The following is a 15746-nucleotide window of genomic DNA, read 5'->3' on the forward strand; positions in this document are numbered from 1 at the left end:
CATTCAATTATGAAAACCTTATCAACGTTAGGAGAATCGTACCGATGACACAATCGATGACTATCGAGCTTACAACACAGAAGAAGCAGAAGCCGTCCGCTCAGCAGCTCGGCTTCGGCATCCACTATACGGACCATATGTTCATGCTCAACTACTCAGAAGGCCAAGGCTGGCACAGCCCGCGCATCGTCCCGTACCAGCCGATCTCGCTCGATCCGGCGGCGAAGGTGTTCCACTACGGACAGACGATCTTCGAGGGTCTGAAGGCGTACAAGACGGAGGACGGACGCACACTGCTGTTCCGCCCAGGCAAAAACTTCGAGCGGATGAACCGCTCCAACGAACGTCTCAGCGTGCCTGAGCTCGATGTTGAGCTTGCGCTCGAGGGCTTGAAGCAGCTTGTCAAGGTGGATGAGGACTGGATCCCGACCGAGCCGGGCACGTCGCTGTACATTCGTCCGTTCGTCTTTGCGACGGAGCCATTGCTAGGTGTAGCGCCTTCCAAGGAATATCTGTTCATGATCATCATGTCCCCGGTCGGCGCTTATTACAGCGAAGGCGTGAAGCCGGTCAAGATCTATGTCGAGGACGAATATGTCCGCGCGGTGAAGGGCGGCGTCGGCGAGGCGAAGACCGCTGGCAACTACGCGGCTGGTCTGAAGGCGCAGGAGGGTGCGGCGAGCAAGGGCTACACACAGGTGCTGTGGCTCGACGGCGTGCAGCGCAAGTACATCGAGGAAGTCGGCAGCATGAACGTCTTCTTCAAGATCAACGGCAAGGTGCTCACACCTGCCCTGAACGGCAGCATTCTGAGCGGCGTGACACGCGATTCGATGATTCACCTGCTTCAGTCGTGGGGCTATGAGGTGGAGCAGCGTGCGATCTCGATCGAAGAAATATACGAGGCTGACAAGGCGGGAACGCTCGAGGAAGCGTTCGGCACCGGCACGGCAGCCGTCATCTCGCCAATCGGCGAGCTGCTCTGGCAGGAGCAGAAGCTCGTGATCAACGGCGGCGAGACCGGTGAGCTGTCGGCGAAGCTGTACGACACGCTGACCGGCATTCAGAAGGGCTCGCTGGAGGATTCGTTCGGCTGGACCGTTGAGGTGTAAGCAGTACTTTACTTGTAACAAACATATAAGAGCGTTCCTTAACCGATGCAGGTCGGTCGAGGAACGCTCTTTTTTACTAAGCAGATGAATGAAGGCAAGGTGACGCAGCGCAACGAGCTTCTACGCTTGCCTGAACTTGAGCCGATAGTAGATGTTATAGCCGACGATCACCGGTGTAAGCAGGATCGTAGGGATGAACCAGACAATTAGCGGAACTTCTTCGAGCTGTAGCAGCCGCGGCGCACCGAATACGGTGAATGCGGTTATCGTCGCAATGCAGCAGCCCAGCATCGAGCCCAGATGCTCGAACCACCAGTGCAGCTTCGTACGCGGCGGCGTGAGCCAATAGTACACCTGCTGGGCGCCGATGACGATACCGATGACGGGGAACCATTGCAGCAGCGGTATTCCAACCTTGAAGCCGTATATGCTCGTAGCGATGCCTCCGAGCAGCAGCGCAAGCGAGGTCAACACGTCGATCGCCTGCTTATGTAAGACCTTGCGCTGCTTGAAGCGGAGCACGCGAAGACCGAACCAGCACGACGCCCAGCTCAGCACGGCAATGAAGAGCAGGAAGTAAGCGAATGCCACCGTTTCGTCAGTCTGCTCCGGATCGAGCCAGATGCGCCATGCGCCCAGATACACGGCGGTCACCGCGACAAGTCCCATCGCCACGACATACACCCAGCCGACACGTGAATGAACCTTACCTCCCTTCTTCGTTACCATCGGAATCCAGAATACGAGCAGCGCGGTGAATCCGGCCACAACATGAAGCTTGAGAAGCACCTGAAATAACATTGCCAGCGAAGTGAAGAGCATAATAGCGTTCACCAACCTTTCTTGAGCTTGCACGACCTGCGTGCTTGATGCGTATAAGCTCATGCTACACGCTTACGGCAAGCCCGTCAGGTGAACGAGGTCATAACCTCAGAGGAGTGGCGGGTGACTATAGTCACCCAGCACGCTGGGAGCCTAGAGCCCCACACGTGATATCCGCCCTCGGCCACGGCAAGCAGCGACAGCAGTAGCTAGACATATCAATCTAGACGAATTCAGGGCCGTCGATTACGCCGACCCGCCTTCGTCCGCGTGTCATGAAATGCTCGACCACGCGGGATGTAAACCTCAGCTCTATACGATTTGATCGATATCACGTCTCATTTCGGACGAATGCAGCAGCTCCGCCTTCTCCTTATCCAGCTGATGACCGCTCAGCACGATGATCGAGGTTCGTTTCTCCCTCCACACATTGTTAGAATCCGTTAAGCCGCTATACACGATCTGCAGGCCGAACGATTGCACAAGACGCTCCAATTCGTCCTGATTCCATTCACGGATGTGCAGCGTATTGCCCGGTGGGCCGTAATCGTTATAGCCTCTAGTCAAGTCGCGCTCCGGTGTAGACAAGATGCAGACTTGGGCAGCATCCATAACCGATCGAATGTTCGATAGCAAATATTCGGGATGCACCAAATGCTCGATAACATCGGCGCAAATGATAACCGACTCGTGAAGCTGCTCCGTGGAGAGCTGCAGCTGCGAGCTTGTATCGAGATCGTGCGTCATCCAAGAGCCATACGGATACAGCTCCTTGCATAGCTCTAGGTTTGGTCCATAATCAATTCCGATCAACTCAAATTCAGGATACAGCTGGCTTAATTTATACCCATTGCCGCAGCCGATATCGATCACTCGCTTGCTTCCTAGCTTCCGTCCAAGGTAGCCTCCAAGCGTGTACACGTTGGGCTGCCAGATCAAGTCTACTCCTATTGGGTCGTCACAATATCGAGGCTCCATACGCGCTTGATATCCTTCCTTTATATAGTAATTATTGTGACGAGCATCATTTATCAACGAATCATCCATCCTTTACACACTCCCTCATATCGATGTGCATGCAGCCGTACATGTCTTGTTACAGTATGTGAAGCGTATCATGTCCGCTTGGACGTTGGCCCTAATGAGCTCTGTACACCTATCGACTAGGCATGAACCCAATCGTATTGCAGACGTGGGAATATAGTAAACAACATAGCCCTAGACGCAAGTGACAGCAAGGAGGGGTTAAGGCTTTGATTATATTTTTGATACTGGCGCATTATGCAGAGGACGTATTGCAGGACCAAATCGACAATATCAAGAAGCTTGTACCTAATTCGAAGGTGGTATTGTATAACGGCGGACTAGACCCGGACTTCGGTCGCAGCTGCGGAGTCGATATATGCCCGTACAGTCAGCCTGTACAGAAGCCGAAGCTGGCGCGAGTGCTGATCGAAACGATGATGTGGCTAGAAGAGGAGCAGTGCTCGTACGATTATCTAGTCTACATGGATTCAGATATGCTCTTTACCCATCGTGGCTATGACCAGCGGCTCGACGAACTGATGGACGGCTATGACGGTATGGCGCTGTATATGCGTAAAGTTGATAAAGATACTCCTGATTTGTGGTGGGCTCCCGCTCGGGATATGTGGAACGAATGGGAGCGATGGAAGCCTTTCTTCGGTACCGAGTACTTCATGGGATGCTTGAATGCGATGCAGGTGTACCGCAAATCGCTTATTCAGAAGATGCTAGCAGCACTGGATTATAAGCAGATGATAGAGCTGATCCATACCACAGAGGTATATGCCTTGGAGGAAATACTCGTTCCAACACTCGCGGCCAGCTGCGGCGGCAAGCTGAGAGCTTACCCGAAGATGTACGAGAAGTACGTTCGACTGGATGCGCCTTTAGCTGTTCAGGACGTGCGTGAAGCCAGAGAAGAGAAAGCATTATTCGCTCATCCAATCGAAAGGGAGCTGGACAATCCTGCCCGAGTCTGGATTCGAGAGCAGCTCGAACGCAGCGATGCTCATATTGATGAGCGATCCCCGGACTCCCCATTGATATCCATTGTGATCCCATGCTATAACTACGGCCAATATTTGGATGAGACGATTCAGTCTTGCTTGAATTCCTCCTTCCAGGACTTCGAGATTATTGTAGTCAACGACGGGTCCAATGACCCGGCTACTATACAAAAGCTGCACCAGCTGAATGACCCGAAAACGAAGGTCATCCATCAGCGCAACCAAGGCCTTGCTGCGGCACGTAATACGGGCATTAAGGAAGCGGCAGGTACGTATGTGTTCCCGCTCGATGCGGATGATCGAATACATCCAACCTTGCTGGAGAAAGGATACTGGGTGCTTGAGCGTTACCCTCGTCTAGGCTTTGTAACGACCTGGCTGAAGCATTTCGGCAACGAAAGCTGGGTCTGGAGTCCACCACCGTATAACTTCTATTCCCTTCTTCATGACAACAATATTGTAGGCAATTCGTTGATTCGTAGGAGCGCCTGGGAGGCAGTCGGCGGCTACGATGAGTCGATGAGAGGCGGCTATGAGGATTGGGACTTTTGGATTAAGCTATCGGAAGGAGGCTGGACTGGGTACCAAATACAGGAGCCTCTATTTTTTTATCGAAAGCATGGTTCTTCGATGCTCCAACAATCCAACACGAAGAGGGAGGAATTAAAGAAACAAATACGCGATAACCATCCTTATCTACATACAAGTCACTTCATAGAGGAGTTAAGGAATAAGTGGGAGACAGCTCCGCCTAAGCTGCCGGAGCCTTTACCATGGGAGCATGTGAGGCGTTACGAGGCGAGGCGAGGCGGCGAAGCTAACCATATTATGCTGATTCTCCCCTGGCTTACAGTAGGCGGCGCAGAGAAGGTCGCCCTGGATATGATGAAGGGGCTGCACTGTCAAGGCTATCGATTCACTGTTGTGACGACGCTCGACTCGACGAATCCGTGGCAAGAGGTCTTTGAAGACCTGACCTGCGATATATTCCACCTGCCGCGCTACGCGCTGAACGGCCAGATGGAGGATGCTCTGATCCAGCTTATCGAAGCCCGTGGAATCCATATCGTTCATATTAATAACAGTGAGCTCGGGTACGTATCACTAACGCGCATCAAGTCCCGCTTCTCGCACATTAAGACGCTCTCTCTGCTTCACGCCTATGTACCCAGCCTTCCGTGGGATTACGTTCGCAAAGCCGCTCATATGGATACTTATCTCGATCACCATATCGTGATCAAGCCATCGATCAAGCAAGTAATGATAAATAAGCTCGCGATCGCACCCGACAAAGTAACGGTCATTCCAAACGGTGTTGACATTGAACGGTATAAGCCAACACCACAAGCGCAAAAGCTGCAATTACGTCAGCAGCGCATGCTGCCTGGGGATTCATTCATCATCACCTTCCTTGGCAGACTGGCACAAGACAAGGCACCCGAACGATTCATCCGTGTGTGCGAGCGTATTGCCGCCCTGCATCCCGAGCTTCCACTGCGCTTTCATCTCATTGGAGATGGACCGCTTCACGACTCGGTGCTCGCCTCCATCCAGGAGAGCAAATACCGGCATCAATTCGCATGCATGGGACACTGTTCCGATATTGAGGTACAGCTTGCGATCAGTGACCTCCTGGTTAACACATCACCAAGCGAGGGCCTACCAATTGCCGGCCTTGAGGCGATGGCAGCTGGAGTACCGATCGCAGCCTTCTCCGTACCAGGCTGGAACGAATTGCTCGAGCATCGCGCAACAGGTATGCTCGCTCCATATTCCTCCAGCTCAGATGAAGGTATGGTACAGGTCATCGATGAGTATATTCAGTCCGCAGAGCTGCGAGAACGTATTCAAGTAGCCGCGAGGAATGTTGTGGTAGAGCGATATTCAAGCCATAAGTTTCATTCGGCGTATGCCCAATGCTACAGAGAGGTGACAGCATCGAAGCATGATTCGTCTACGATAAGGCAAACGGAGCTGGACACCCCCGAGCCGTTAGTTACAGTCGTCATCACATCATACAATTCCAAAGCTTATCTAAATAAAGCGATTGAGAGCGTCATGAAGCAAACCTCGAAGCAATGGAAACTGCTCATGATCGATGACGGCTCGAGCGATGGAAGTGATCAGCTTATGCAGCAGCTACATGACGGAGACCGCTATATGTTCATACCGAATGCGGTGAACATGGGACAGACTTATTGTCTGAACAAGGCCTTGTCCTATACCACAACGCCTTACTTGCTGCAACTAGATTCCGATGACTGGCTGGAGCCCCAAGCGATAGAGCTCATTCTGAAGGCATTCGACACCGCTCCTAAGCATGTGGCCGTGTTAGGAGGACACTTGCGAATTCTAGCACCTCACGGTAATGAATGGATCCAGCATGGCGCATCGATCTCTAGCCCCTTAGAGCTTCTGCTTCTGGGAACGTCCGTCTGGCCCAGATGCTATAGAACTCGTCACTTGCAGGAAGTTGGCGGCTGGTCCACCGATCTTCCATATGAATCCAGATTTGTCGAAGACGCTAACATTTTAGTTAAGCTCACTGAGTGTTACCGAATGGAATGTCTGGATCATGTCTTATACAATCATCTACGCCATGCCTCTAATTTAACTAATCAAGTAAAAGAAACGAGCCAGTCTTATGAGTGGGTCATTCATACGCTGTTCGAACGCCGTTATCCTCAGTTGAAGCCAATCATCTCATCCGATCATCAGGGCTATAGTCATCTATGGGGGATTGCGAGAAGGAGAGCTACTAATGGCAGGAAGAGACATACGAAGACAGGTACTTCCCGTCCCTTACTAGTACAGAAATCCAAAGCTTATCCGCGCATTAAACGAAAATCCCGTGAAAAAAAGAGCATTCGGCGATAAACAAAGTGGAACACGTAGGTTGAAGCTTGGACTGAGCCCAAGTATGAGAAGCATAATTAAACGGAAGAGCGTCTACATCAGGCTTATGCATATGCCTGGTGTAGACGCTCTTCTTTTCTCTTGTTATCCGTATACCGTTGCTCCCCTGACACCTTAGCGAACTCCACGCCAGCCGAGCGTGCTGCGCACCGATTCCTTCCAGCCGCCGTACAGACCGGCTCTACGGCTATCCGACATCGCAGGCGTGTAGACGCCGTTGACGGCACGGTGACGTGCAATATGTGACTGGTCCTCCCAGAAGCCGGTAGCAAGTCCTGCAAGGTACGCTGCGCCGAGCGCTGTCGTCTCCATGACCGCCGGACGCTCCACCGTCATATCCAATATGTCGGCTTGGAATTGCATCAGCAGCCCGTTCACGGACGCGCCGCCATCCACCTTCAAGCTGCCCGGCAGCAGCCCGACGTCCTCCTGCATCGCCATTACTACGTCCTTCGTCTGATAAGCGAGCGACTCCAGCGTCGCACGCACGAGATGCGCCTTCGTCGTCGCCTGCGTCAGGCCGAAGACGGCTCCCTTCGCGTTCATATCCCAATATGGCGCGCCAAGACCGACGAAGGCCGGAACGACGTAGACGCCTTCGGTGGACGCTACCTCGGCGGCCAGAAGCTCGGTATCCGAGACGCGCTCGATGAGCTGCAGCCCGTCGCGCAGCCACTGGATAGCGCTTCCAGCGACGAAGACGCTGCCCTCAAGCGCATACTCCACGCGTCCGCCGATCCCCCAGGCGATCGTCGTCAGCAAGCCATGCTTCGAGGCGACGGCACGGGTGCCGGTGTTCATGAGCAGGAAGCAGCCGGTACCGTACGTATTCTTCACATCGCCCGGCGCGAAGCACGCCTGACCGAATAGCGCCGCCTGCTGGTCGCCTGCAGCTCCGGCGATCGGAATGCGGACGCCGTTAAGCTCCACCTCGCCGTACACCTCACTCGAAGACCGTACCTCGGGCAGCATCGACCGCGGAATGCCATACGCCGCCAGCAGCTCCTCATCCCACGACAGCGTATGAATGTTGTACATCATCGTACGGGACGCATTCGAATAATCGGTCACATGCTTGCCGCCAGTCAAGCACCAGATGAGCCATGTCTCCATCGTGCCCATCAGCAGCTCGCCCCGCTCGGCCTGTCCCAGCGCTCCGTCGACATGCTCGAGAATCCATCTTACCTTGGAGGCGGAGAAGTACGAATCGAGCACAAGCCCTGTTCGAGCACGAATGGTGTCGCCCAGACCTTCCGCCGCCCACCGCTCACAGATGCCGTTGCTCTGCTTGCTCTGCCAGATGATCGCTGGATAGACTGGCTTGCCTGTCGCCTTCTCCCACACGATCGTCGTCTCACGCTGGTTCGTGATGCCGATCGCCGCCAGCTCCTCGGCTGATGCTTGCGCGCCAGCCAGCACCTCTACCAGCAGCTCGCGGACCGTTGTCTCGATCTCGAGCGCGTCCTGCTCGACCCAGCCCGGCTGTGGGAAGCTCTGCTTCGTCTCGCGCTGCTTCATGCCGACCACATCGCCCGAATGATCGAACAGCATCGCACGTGTGCTCGTCGTTCCTTGGTCAATGCTTAACACATATTTCTTCATTCGCTTCCACTCCTCTATGGCTTGTTACGCCCCAGATTGCGGTATAACGTATGGAACAGGAGCGCTACCGGATGCTGCAGCAGCATCGCCAGCAGCACTGGCAATCCGACGAGCGGGGTGAAGTACGCCGCCGCCAGCACGACACCGACTGTGTAATTCCGCACGCCACCCGCATACATGACCGCAATGCGTCCCGCTTGATCCCGCATCAGCAGACGGCCGAGCAGCAGGCTCATGCCGTAACCGAACAGCATCGCGCCCAGCACGGTGGCGGTCAGCTTCACCAGCTGTCCCTCCACAGCCGACAGCTGACCCGAGATGACGGCCGCATTCAGCAGCACGATCATATAGAGCAGCGCCTTCGACATTGCTGAAGCAATCGGCTTAGCGAGCTCGACCGCGTCCCGCTCTCTGAGCCAATGGCCAGTCATCATGCCGAGCAACGTTGGAAGGAGCACCAGCTTCAGCAGGCTGAGCATAAGTGCCGCTGTATCTAGCTCAATGGTAGAGCCGAGCAGCAGCCGTACCGAGGCGGGAACAAGCAGCGGACTGAGCAGCGTGTTCAGCGTCACGAGCGACAGCGTCGTAGCCAGATTCCCCATGCTGTACGCCACCCAGAAGATCGAGGTGACCCCGAGCGGCAGCAGCGCCATGAGCGTCAATCCGGTAATAAGCTCAGGAGTCGTCTCGAATAGCGCTGCAGACAGCTGATGAATGATGAGCGGAATGCCTGCATGCACCGTCAGCAGGAACAGGATGAACAGCGCTGGCCTCCTCAATACGTCCGCGAATTGCCTCACATCGGCGTTCAGCGAGGAGACGAAGGTGAGCGCCATGAATAAATACGGCGTCCAGCCCGTCCAGCCCGTCAGCTGCTCGCCAGAGAAGGCGCCTACGCCCATAATGAACGGCATAATAATATACATCCAGCGGTCAAGCAGTCCGTTCGTCCGTCGTATTACTTCCATACGTCCGTTCCCCCGACGTCTGTCATAACGCCTCAACAGCCTCGCGCAGCGCTTGCTCCAGCTCTGCACGAGCCTTCTGCAGCTCATCCTCCGACCAGCTGAGCTTCTGTCCCATATACCTTATGACTGCCTCCTGGTGCTCCAGCACCCACGCGCGATGGAACAGAAGTGCTCCCGTGCGGCGGACGAAGAAGTCGCAAGGCGTCGCCGTCTGTTCCTCCTCCATGCTGTACTCGAGCTCGGCAAGCACGTCAAGCGGCATACCAGACGACGCCACGTCTTGACGAAGACGCAGCACAAGGGCGAACACCCGATGGACATTCGAGCCGTAGCGACGTGCCAGCCGCTCCGCCTGCCCCTTCGTCAGCCCCGCAGTCATGCCGTCCTTCGTCCTCTTCTCCACATACGCCGCGAAGCCAGCTGAGCCTCCCACATGACCGCCTGAGATCGGAATCGTCTTCGTCGAGCAGGACGGGAACGAGCGGTAGCCTTCCTCCCGCAGCTGGCCGCATACTTGATCGACGACGAGCTCCGCCATCTTCCGGTAGCCCGTCAGCTTGCCGCCTGCAATCGTAATGAGTCCGGATGGTGACACCCAGATCTCATCTCTCCGAGATATTTCCGAAGGGCTCTTCCCTTCCGCGTGGATGAGCGGACGCAGACCGGACCAGCTCGACTCGATATCGGCCGCGGTCACCTGTACCTTAGGGAACATATAGCGAATCTGAGCCATAATGTAATCCCGATCCTCGACCGTCATGCGCGGACTGATCATGTCATCGGCATACTTCGTATCCGTTGTCCCGACATATGTCTTGCCGTCCCGCGGAACGGCGAAGATCATGCGGCCATCCTCTGTGTCGAAGTAGACCGCCTGCTTGAGCGGGAATACGGACTGATCAAATACGAGATGCACACCCTTGGTCAGCAGCAGATGCTTCCCCGTCTTCGAGCCGTCCAGCTCCCGCAAGCCGTCGACCCACGGACCCGCTGCATTGATCACCTTCCGCGCATACACCTGATGTGTCTGTCCACTGAGTCGGTCTGTGAAGCAGACGCCGTTCACCTTGCCAGCCTCATAGAGGAAGGAATCTACACGAGCGTAGTTGAGTGCCGTCGCTCCCCGATTCGCCGCTTCCTTCATTACCTCAATCGTCAGACGCGCGTCATCGGTCCGGTATTCCACATAATACCCGCCTCCGAGCAGCCCATCCTCCTTCAAGAGCGGCGCACGCTCCAGCGTCTCCTGACGGCTGAGCATACTTCTGCGCTCGTTCTTCTTCACACCTGCTAAATAATCGTACACCTTCAAGCCCAGCGACGTGCTGAGCTTGCCGAACGTACCGCCCTTATAGATCGGCAGCAGCATCCATTCTGGCGTCGTTACGTGAGGTCCATTCTCATAGACGATCGCACGCTCCTTGCCGACCTCCGCCACGACCTTCACATCGAGCTGCTTCAAGTAGCGCAGACCGCCGTGAACGAGCTTCGTCGAACGACTGGAGGTGCCCTGCGCGAAGTCCTGCATCTCCAGGAGCAGCGTGCTCATGCCGCGGGAGGCGGCATCCAGCGCGATGCCCGCTCCCGTAATGCCGCCCCCGATAATAAGCAGATCGAACGTACGGCCTTCAGCCGCCTCGACCAGCTCGCTTCTTCTCATGCTAGAAAAGGAAGTCCCCACATCATTCTCCTCCGAACTTATAGGTTAAAGACGATCAGCTTCTCTTCCGTCATCTCCATGATCGCATAGGCAGGGCCTTCCTTGCCGGTGCCGCTGTTCTTGACGCCGCCGTACGGCATCTGATCGACCCGGTACGCCGAAGCGTCATTAATGATCAGTCCGCCGACCTCGAGCTCCTTGGCCGCCTTCATCGCCAATTGCAGATCCTTCGTGAACAAGCCCGCCTGCAGCCCGTATTCGGAATCGTTCGCCTTCGCGATCGCCTCGTCAGCTGTCGCATACGTCTCGATCGCGACAACCGGCCCGAATACTTCCTGCTTGCACACCTTCATATCGGCTTTCACACCTGTCAGGATGGTCGGGGGATAAAAGGCTCCGTCCCGCTTGCCGCCGGAGACGAGCACCGCTCCCTGCTCAAGCGCCTCGTTCACCCAGCTCTCTACGCGCTCAGCCTCCCTGACGCTGATCATCGGCCCGATATCGGTCGCTTCCTCGCGCGGATCGCCCATGACGAGCTGCTCCGTCTTCGCCTTCAGCCGCTCGACGAATACGTCTGCAATCGACTCATGCACGAACACACGCTGTACCGAGATGCATACCTGCCCAGCATTATTGAACCCTTTGGCCGCGATCATGTCAACTGCCAGCTGAAGATCACAATCGTGATGCACGATGTTCGCAGAATTGTTGCCCAGCTCGAGCGCCACCTTGCGAAGTCCGGCACGCTCGCGGATGAGTCGTCCCACGCGGACGCTGCCCGTGAACGAATACATCTGCACCCGCGCATCGTCGAGCAGCAGTCCGCCGATCACAGCGCCGTCTCCTGTCACTACATTCAATCGACCGGACGGAAGTCCCGCCTCAGCAAGCACGTCTGCCAGCTTCAGCGCGACTAGCGGCGTCACCTCCGATGGCTTCAGCACGACGCTGTTGCCTGCGGCGAGCGCAGGGCCGATCTTGTGGCAGACGAGATTGAGCGGCACGTTGAACGGCGTAATCGCCGCGATGACGCCGACGGGCACGCGAATCGAGAACGCGAGGCGCTGCTCCGAGCCCGGCGCTGCCTCGACAGGCACGCCTTCGCCGTGAATGCGCTTCGCCTCCTCGGCCGAGATCAGCAGCGTCTGCGCCGCCCGCTCGACCTCGCCGCGCGACTCGCGAATCGGCTTGCCGACCTCAGCGGCCAGTGTCGCGGCGAATTCGTCGCGGCGGGCGAGCAGCAGCTCAGCCGCCCTAGCCAGCACCTTGTACCGTTCATACGGAGAGAACGGCTTCTTCATCGCCGCTGCTGCGCTCTCTACGGCGCGGGACACCTGCTCAGGACTTGCGTCGGCAATCTGTGCTGTGGGCTGCAGCGTATATTTATCAAGCACCTCCATCGTCTCGGCGCTCAATTCCCAAGCACCATCCACGAATACGCCATAGACGGGAAGCACGGTTGTCTCATGATTCATATTCATCACCTCATATTCATTGTAACGTTACGATGTTTACAGAAGTCGTAGTACTTCTTCTGCCTTACCTGCGCTGCCGAATAGTCTGATCTTCTCCTGTACCTTCTGCTGCATCACTTCACGACCGCGACCAAGTGATACCGCAAGATGGTACTCGTCACGATTCGCATCCAGCACCTCTAGCATCCCGAGCGTGAACGATTGACGCAGCTCCGTATCGACGTTAATCTTCGCAATACCGAGCTCCACCGCACGTCGAATCTGCTCATCCGGCACGTCTGAGCCGCCGTGCAGCACGATTGGACGGTTCACCGCATCGCGAATTTCCTTCAGCCGGTCGAACGCAAGCTTCGGCGGATTCTTATATATACCATGCGCTGTACCAATCGATACGGCGAGATAGTCAACATCTGTCGCCTCTACGAATTGGACCGCATCGTTGACCGACGTAATCATCGCGTCCTCTTCAGCGACCGTAATGTCATCCTCCGTGCCGCCGATCTTGCCAATCTCGCCCTCCGAGCCGATTCCGAGCGCGCGAGCCGCCTCGGCTACCTTACGCGTGATCGAAGCGTTCTGCTCGAAGTCGAGCGCCGAGCCGTCGAACATGACCGACTGGAAGCCGACCTGAATCGCCTGCATCGTCTGGACATATTGTCTGCTGTGATCGAGATGGATGCATACGGGCACTGTCATGCCTTGAGCGAACGTATCAATCATCACCTTCATCGCCTCAAGGCCGATATAATGGATGACACGCTGACCGACCTGAATCATGACCGGCGCTTGCTCTGCCTCCGCAGCCCATAGAATTGCTTGAATCGTCTCCGCGTTGTGAGCGCTGAAGGCACCGACGGCATAGCCGTGCTGGAACGCATGGTCGAGCATCGTTTTACCTGATATGAATGGCATCTGAAAGCCACACTCCTGTCTATGATAAGTTACACCCTGCCCGACTAGCGAGTATCGAGCGCAAGCTCGCTTGAGCCTGTGCTGTTGACCGCTCCATTAGCGGGTCAGCTCGATATCGTAGCTGTACTGGTCACTTCTGTATTTTGTCTTCGTATATTCGATCGGCTGTCCGTCGATGCCGCAGCTCAGGCGCGTCATCTCCAGCAGCGCCTCGCCTCCGCGAATGCCGAGCAGATCGGCCTCGTGAACGGTTGCGTTGAGCGCCGATATTTTTTCCCTCGCTTGCTTGAGGAAGATGTCGTGCTGCTCGAGAATTTCATAATATTTGGCCGCGTGCAAATCAAACTTCATCAGAATCTGCCCGATCGGCTCCGGCCAGCAGCTGCGCTCGATCGCAATCGGCGTATCGTTGGCGAACCGGATGCGCTCAATCAGCAGCACCCGAGCATGCTCCGGCAGCTGCAGCTGCGATCTCTCATAGTCGAGAATCGTCATGAATTCGGCGCGGATCAGCTTGGAGTGCGGCACCATGCCCCGCTCCACGACCTCCTCCGCGAAGCCCTTCAGCCTCCCGAGATTGCCGACCAGCTTCATCGGCAGCACAATCGTACCCTTGCCCTGCCGCTTCTCCAGCAAGCCCTCCTGGACGAGCATCGTAATCGCCTGACGGATCGTCGTACGGCTGACGCTGAACATATCCATCAGCTCCTGCTCCGTCGGGATCAGCGTGTGCGGACGCCACGTTTGGTTGTGGATCAGCTTGAGCAGCATATTTTTCACCTGAATGTAGAGGGCGATGTTCTTACTAGGATCGATGTCTCCGGGACTGAAAGGTTGAATGGTCATGACGAACGAACACTCCTTCTGCGCATAGCGGGATAGGCGGGCACCGGCTCGCCGACTATCGGCTGCAGCCATGTGTAGTATCGAGCGGGATCTTCAATGAAGATATCGGGCAGCAGACGCTCCCCCTCCCGCATCACATCCTCCAGCGGCACCGGCACCAGATCATAATTATACTCGATTGTGTCCCGCCTTTGTATACTAACCATCCGATTCGATAGTCCAGACGTCACATATTCCGCTGCCTTCGCGCCAACCTCGTACGCTTCGTGCAGATCCTGCTCGGATACCGCGTACATCGCACTGCGCTGGTGCATGCCCATGTTCTCGGAGCGAACCGTCAAGCCAAGCTGCTCTCGCACGATCGCCTCCATCTGGGCAGCGATGCCGCCAAGCACAGGCCGCCCCTGCACCACCTCGCGCTCGACCTGGGCCGTTCCTTCGAACGTGAAGCCTTCGCTGACGACGATCGTGGCCATACCGAACGCCTGCACGCTGCTCTGCACATCGCTTAGAAACTGACTAGCCGCAAGCGGTCGCTCCGGCACATAAATGTGATGCGGTCCGTCACAATCGCACGTCTTCAAGTACCCACTGCTAAGCGCGAGCCAGCCTGCATTACGCCCCATCGTCTCGATGATTCGCACCTGCTCGAAGTTGCGCATTGCCTCCAGATCCTTGCTAATATCACGCGCGGTCATCGCGACGTAACGTGCGGCGCTGGCGAAGCCAGGCGCATGATCGGTGCAAGACAGGTCGTTATCGACTGTCTTCGGGATGCCGATCACCTGCAGCTTGTAGTGCATCTCCTCCGCCAGCACAGACAGCCTCTGCAGCGCCGCCATCGTGCCGTTGCCGCCGATGAACACCAGCGTGTCGATCCCGCGGCGCTTCAGCTGCTCCACCGCCTGCTGCATCCTCTCGTTCGTGAACGGATACCGCCCGGATCCTAGACACGCGCCAGGTACGAGCTTATGCTGCTGCACCCATTCGAGACTATGCTCCTCGAGCGGCTCCATGTCGTCCTCAACCAAGCCTTGATACCCGTTCATGACCGCATAGACGGTGTTCGTCTCATATAATCCGTCCAGAAGTCCGACCAAGCTGGCATTAATGACAGCCGTCGGTCCCCCTGCTTGCCCTACGGCTATTTTACGCATGCTGTTTTTCCTCCCCCCCTGGAATAACAGGTTCCGAGTCATCTCGGAACTGTTATGGCAAGCCTCGAATTTGGTGAAGCCAAATTGAGGGTATTCCCCTGGAATAACAGGTTCCGAGTCATCTCGGAACTGTTATGGCAAGCCTCGAATTTGGTGATGCCAAATTGAGGGTCTTCTTCGACATTTCTTCGCTGCCCCTGAAATAACGAGCTCCATGTTTATTGGAGCTTGTTATTTTTTTAC

The 15746-nt window shown here is 55.9% G+C and carries 11 protein-coding genes; 2 read left to right on the plus strand and 9 right to left on the minus strand.

What is annotated here, in order from left to right; all coding sequences use genetic code 11:
• Positions 1-44: 44 nt before the first annotated feature.
• Entirely contained in the window at positions 45-1112 is a 1068-nt protein-coding gene (locus PAE68_RS15940; RefSeq protein WP_281888526.1) for a branched-chain amino acid aminotransferase, read from the plus strand.
• 120 nt (positions 1113-1232) lie between these two features.
• Here PAE68_RS15940 and PAE68_RS15945 read toward each other — a convergent pair whose 3' ends face one another.
• Positions 1233-1934, minus strand: coding sequence for a DUF2306 domain-containing protein (locus PAE68_RS15945; protein WP_281888527.1), 702 nt, complete (start codon positions 1932-1934; stop codon positions 1233-1235).
• Positions 1935-2246: 312 nt separating this feature from the next.
• The gene (locus PAE68_RS15950; RefSeq protein ID WP_281888529.1) at positions 2247-2873 is read right to left on the minus strand and encodes a class I SAM-dependent methyltransferase; all 627 of its coding nucleotides are present in this window, start codon (positions 2871-2873) and stop codon (positions 2247-2249) included.
• Between the two features lie 314 nt (positions 2874-3187).
• Here PAE68_RS15950 and PAE68_RS15955 point away from each other — a divergent pair, with 314 nt between their 5' ends.
• Positions 3188-6844 carry a glycosyltransferase gene (locus PAE68_RS15955; RefSeq protein ID WP_281888531.1) on the plus strand — a complete coding sequence of 1219 codons (3657 nt, stop codon included), beginning with the start codon at positions 3188-3190 and terminating at the stop codon, positions 6842-6844.
• 153 nt (positions 6845-6997) lie between these two features.
• Here PAE68_RS15955 and glpK read toward each other — a convergent pair whose 3' ends face one another.
• The 7 genes from glpK to PAE68_RS15990 all read right to left on the minus strand — a co-directional run bounded on the left by glpK (position 6998) and on the right by PAE68_RS15990 (position 15503).
• Positions 6998-8485 (minus strand): glycerol kinase GlpK, encoded by a 1488-nt coding sequence (glpK, locus tag PAE68_RS15960; RefSeq protein WP_281888533.1) that lies wholly within the window; start codon positions 8483-8485, stop codon positions 6998-7000.
• Between the two features lie 14 nt (positions 8486-8499).
• On the minus strand, positions 8500-9453 hold the full coding sequence (locus PAE68_RS15965; RefSeq protein WP_281888535.1) for a bile acid:sodium symporter family protein: 954 nt from the start codon (positions 9451-9453) through the stop codon (positions 8500-8502).
• 22 nt (positions 9454-9475) lie between these two features.
• Complete coding sequence (locus PAE68_RS15970; protein WP_281888538.1) at positions 9476-11113, minus strand: glycerol-3-phosphate dehydrogenase/oxidase; 1638 nt, start codon at positions 11111-11113, stop codon at positions 9476-9478.
• Between the two features lie 38 nt (positions 11114-11151).
• Positions 11152-12588, minus strand: a complete 1437-nt coding sequence (locus tag PAE68_RS15975) for an aldehyde dehydrogenase family protein (RefSeq protein WP_281888540.1) — start codon at positions 12586-12588, stop codon at positions 11152-11154.
• 36 nt (positions 12589-12624) lie between these two features.
• The gene (locus tag PAE68_RS15980) at positions 12625-13500 is read right to left on the minus strand and encodes a class II fructose-bisphosphate aldolase (RefSeq protein ID WP_281888542.1); all 876 of its coding nucleotides are present in this window, start codon (positions 13498-13500) and stop codon (positions 12625-12627) included.
• A gap of 96 nt (positions 13501-13596) precedes the next feature.
• Positions 13597-14346 carry a GntR family transcriptional regulator gene (locus tag PAE68_RS15985; RefSeq protein ID WP_281888544.1) on the minus strand — a complete coding sequence of 250 codons (750 nt, stop codon included), beginning with the start codon at positions 14344-14346 and terminating at the stop codon, positions 13597-13599.
• Positions 14343-15503, minus strand: coding sequence for a diphosphate--fructose-6-phosphate 1-phosphotransferase (locus PAE68_RS15990; RefSeq protein WP_281888546.1), 1161 nt, complete (start codon positions 15501-15503; stop codon positions 14343-14345). Before PAE68_RS15990 ends, PAE68_RS15985 begins: the two co-directional genes overlap by 4 nt.
• Positions 15504-15746: the final 243 nt, after the last annotated feature.

It is taken from the genome of Paenibacillus sp. YYML68, from assembly GCF_027923405.1.
Taxonomy (GTDB): Bacteria; Bacillota; Bacilli; order Paenibacillales; family NBRC-103111; genus Paenibacillus_G.

Excerpts from the sequence above, each read along its gene's own strand:
- PAE68_RS15975 (WP_281888540.1), bottom strand. The coding sequence starts at position 12,588 with ATGAATCATGAGACAACCGTGCTTCCCGTCTATGGCGTATTCGTGGAT.
- PAE68_RS15945 (WP_281888527.1), bottom strand. The coding sequence starts at position 1,934 with ATGCTCTTCACTTCGCTGGCAATGTTATTTCAGGTGCTTCTCAAGCTT.
- PAE68_RS15990 (WP_281888546.1), bottom strand. The coding sequence starts at position 15,503 with ATGCGTAAAATAGCCGTAGGGCAAGCAGGGGGACCGACGGCTGTCATT.
- PAE68_RS15985 (WP_281888544.1), bottom strand. The coding sequence starts at position 14,346 with ATGACCATTCAACCTTTCAGTCCCGGAGACATCGATCCTAGTAAGAAC.
- PAE68_RS15980 (WP_281888542.1), bottom strand. The coding sequence starts at position 13,500 with ATGCCATTCATATCAGGTAAAACGATGCTCGACCATGCGTTCCAGCAC.
- PAE68_RS15970 (WP_281888538.1), bottom strand. The coding sequence starts at position 11,113 with ATGAGAAGAAGCGAGCTGGTCGAGGCGGCTGAAGGCCGTACGTTCGAT.
- PAE68_RS15940 (WP_281888526.1), top strand. The coding sequence starts at position 45 with ATGACACAATCGATGACTATCGAGCTTACAACACAGAAGAAGCAGAAG.
- glpK (WP_281888533.1), bottom strand. The coding sequence starts at position 8,485 with ATGAAGAAATATGTGTTAAGCATTGACCAAGGAACGACGAGCACACGT.
- PAE68_RS15965 (WP_281888535.1), bottom strand. The coding sequence starts at position 9,453 with ATGGAAGTAATACGACGGACGAACGGACTGCTTGACCGCTGGATGTAT.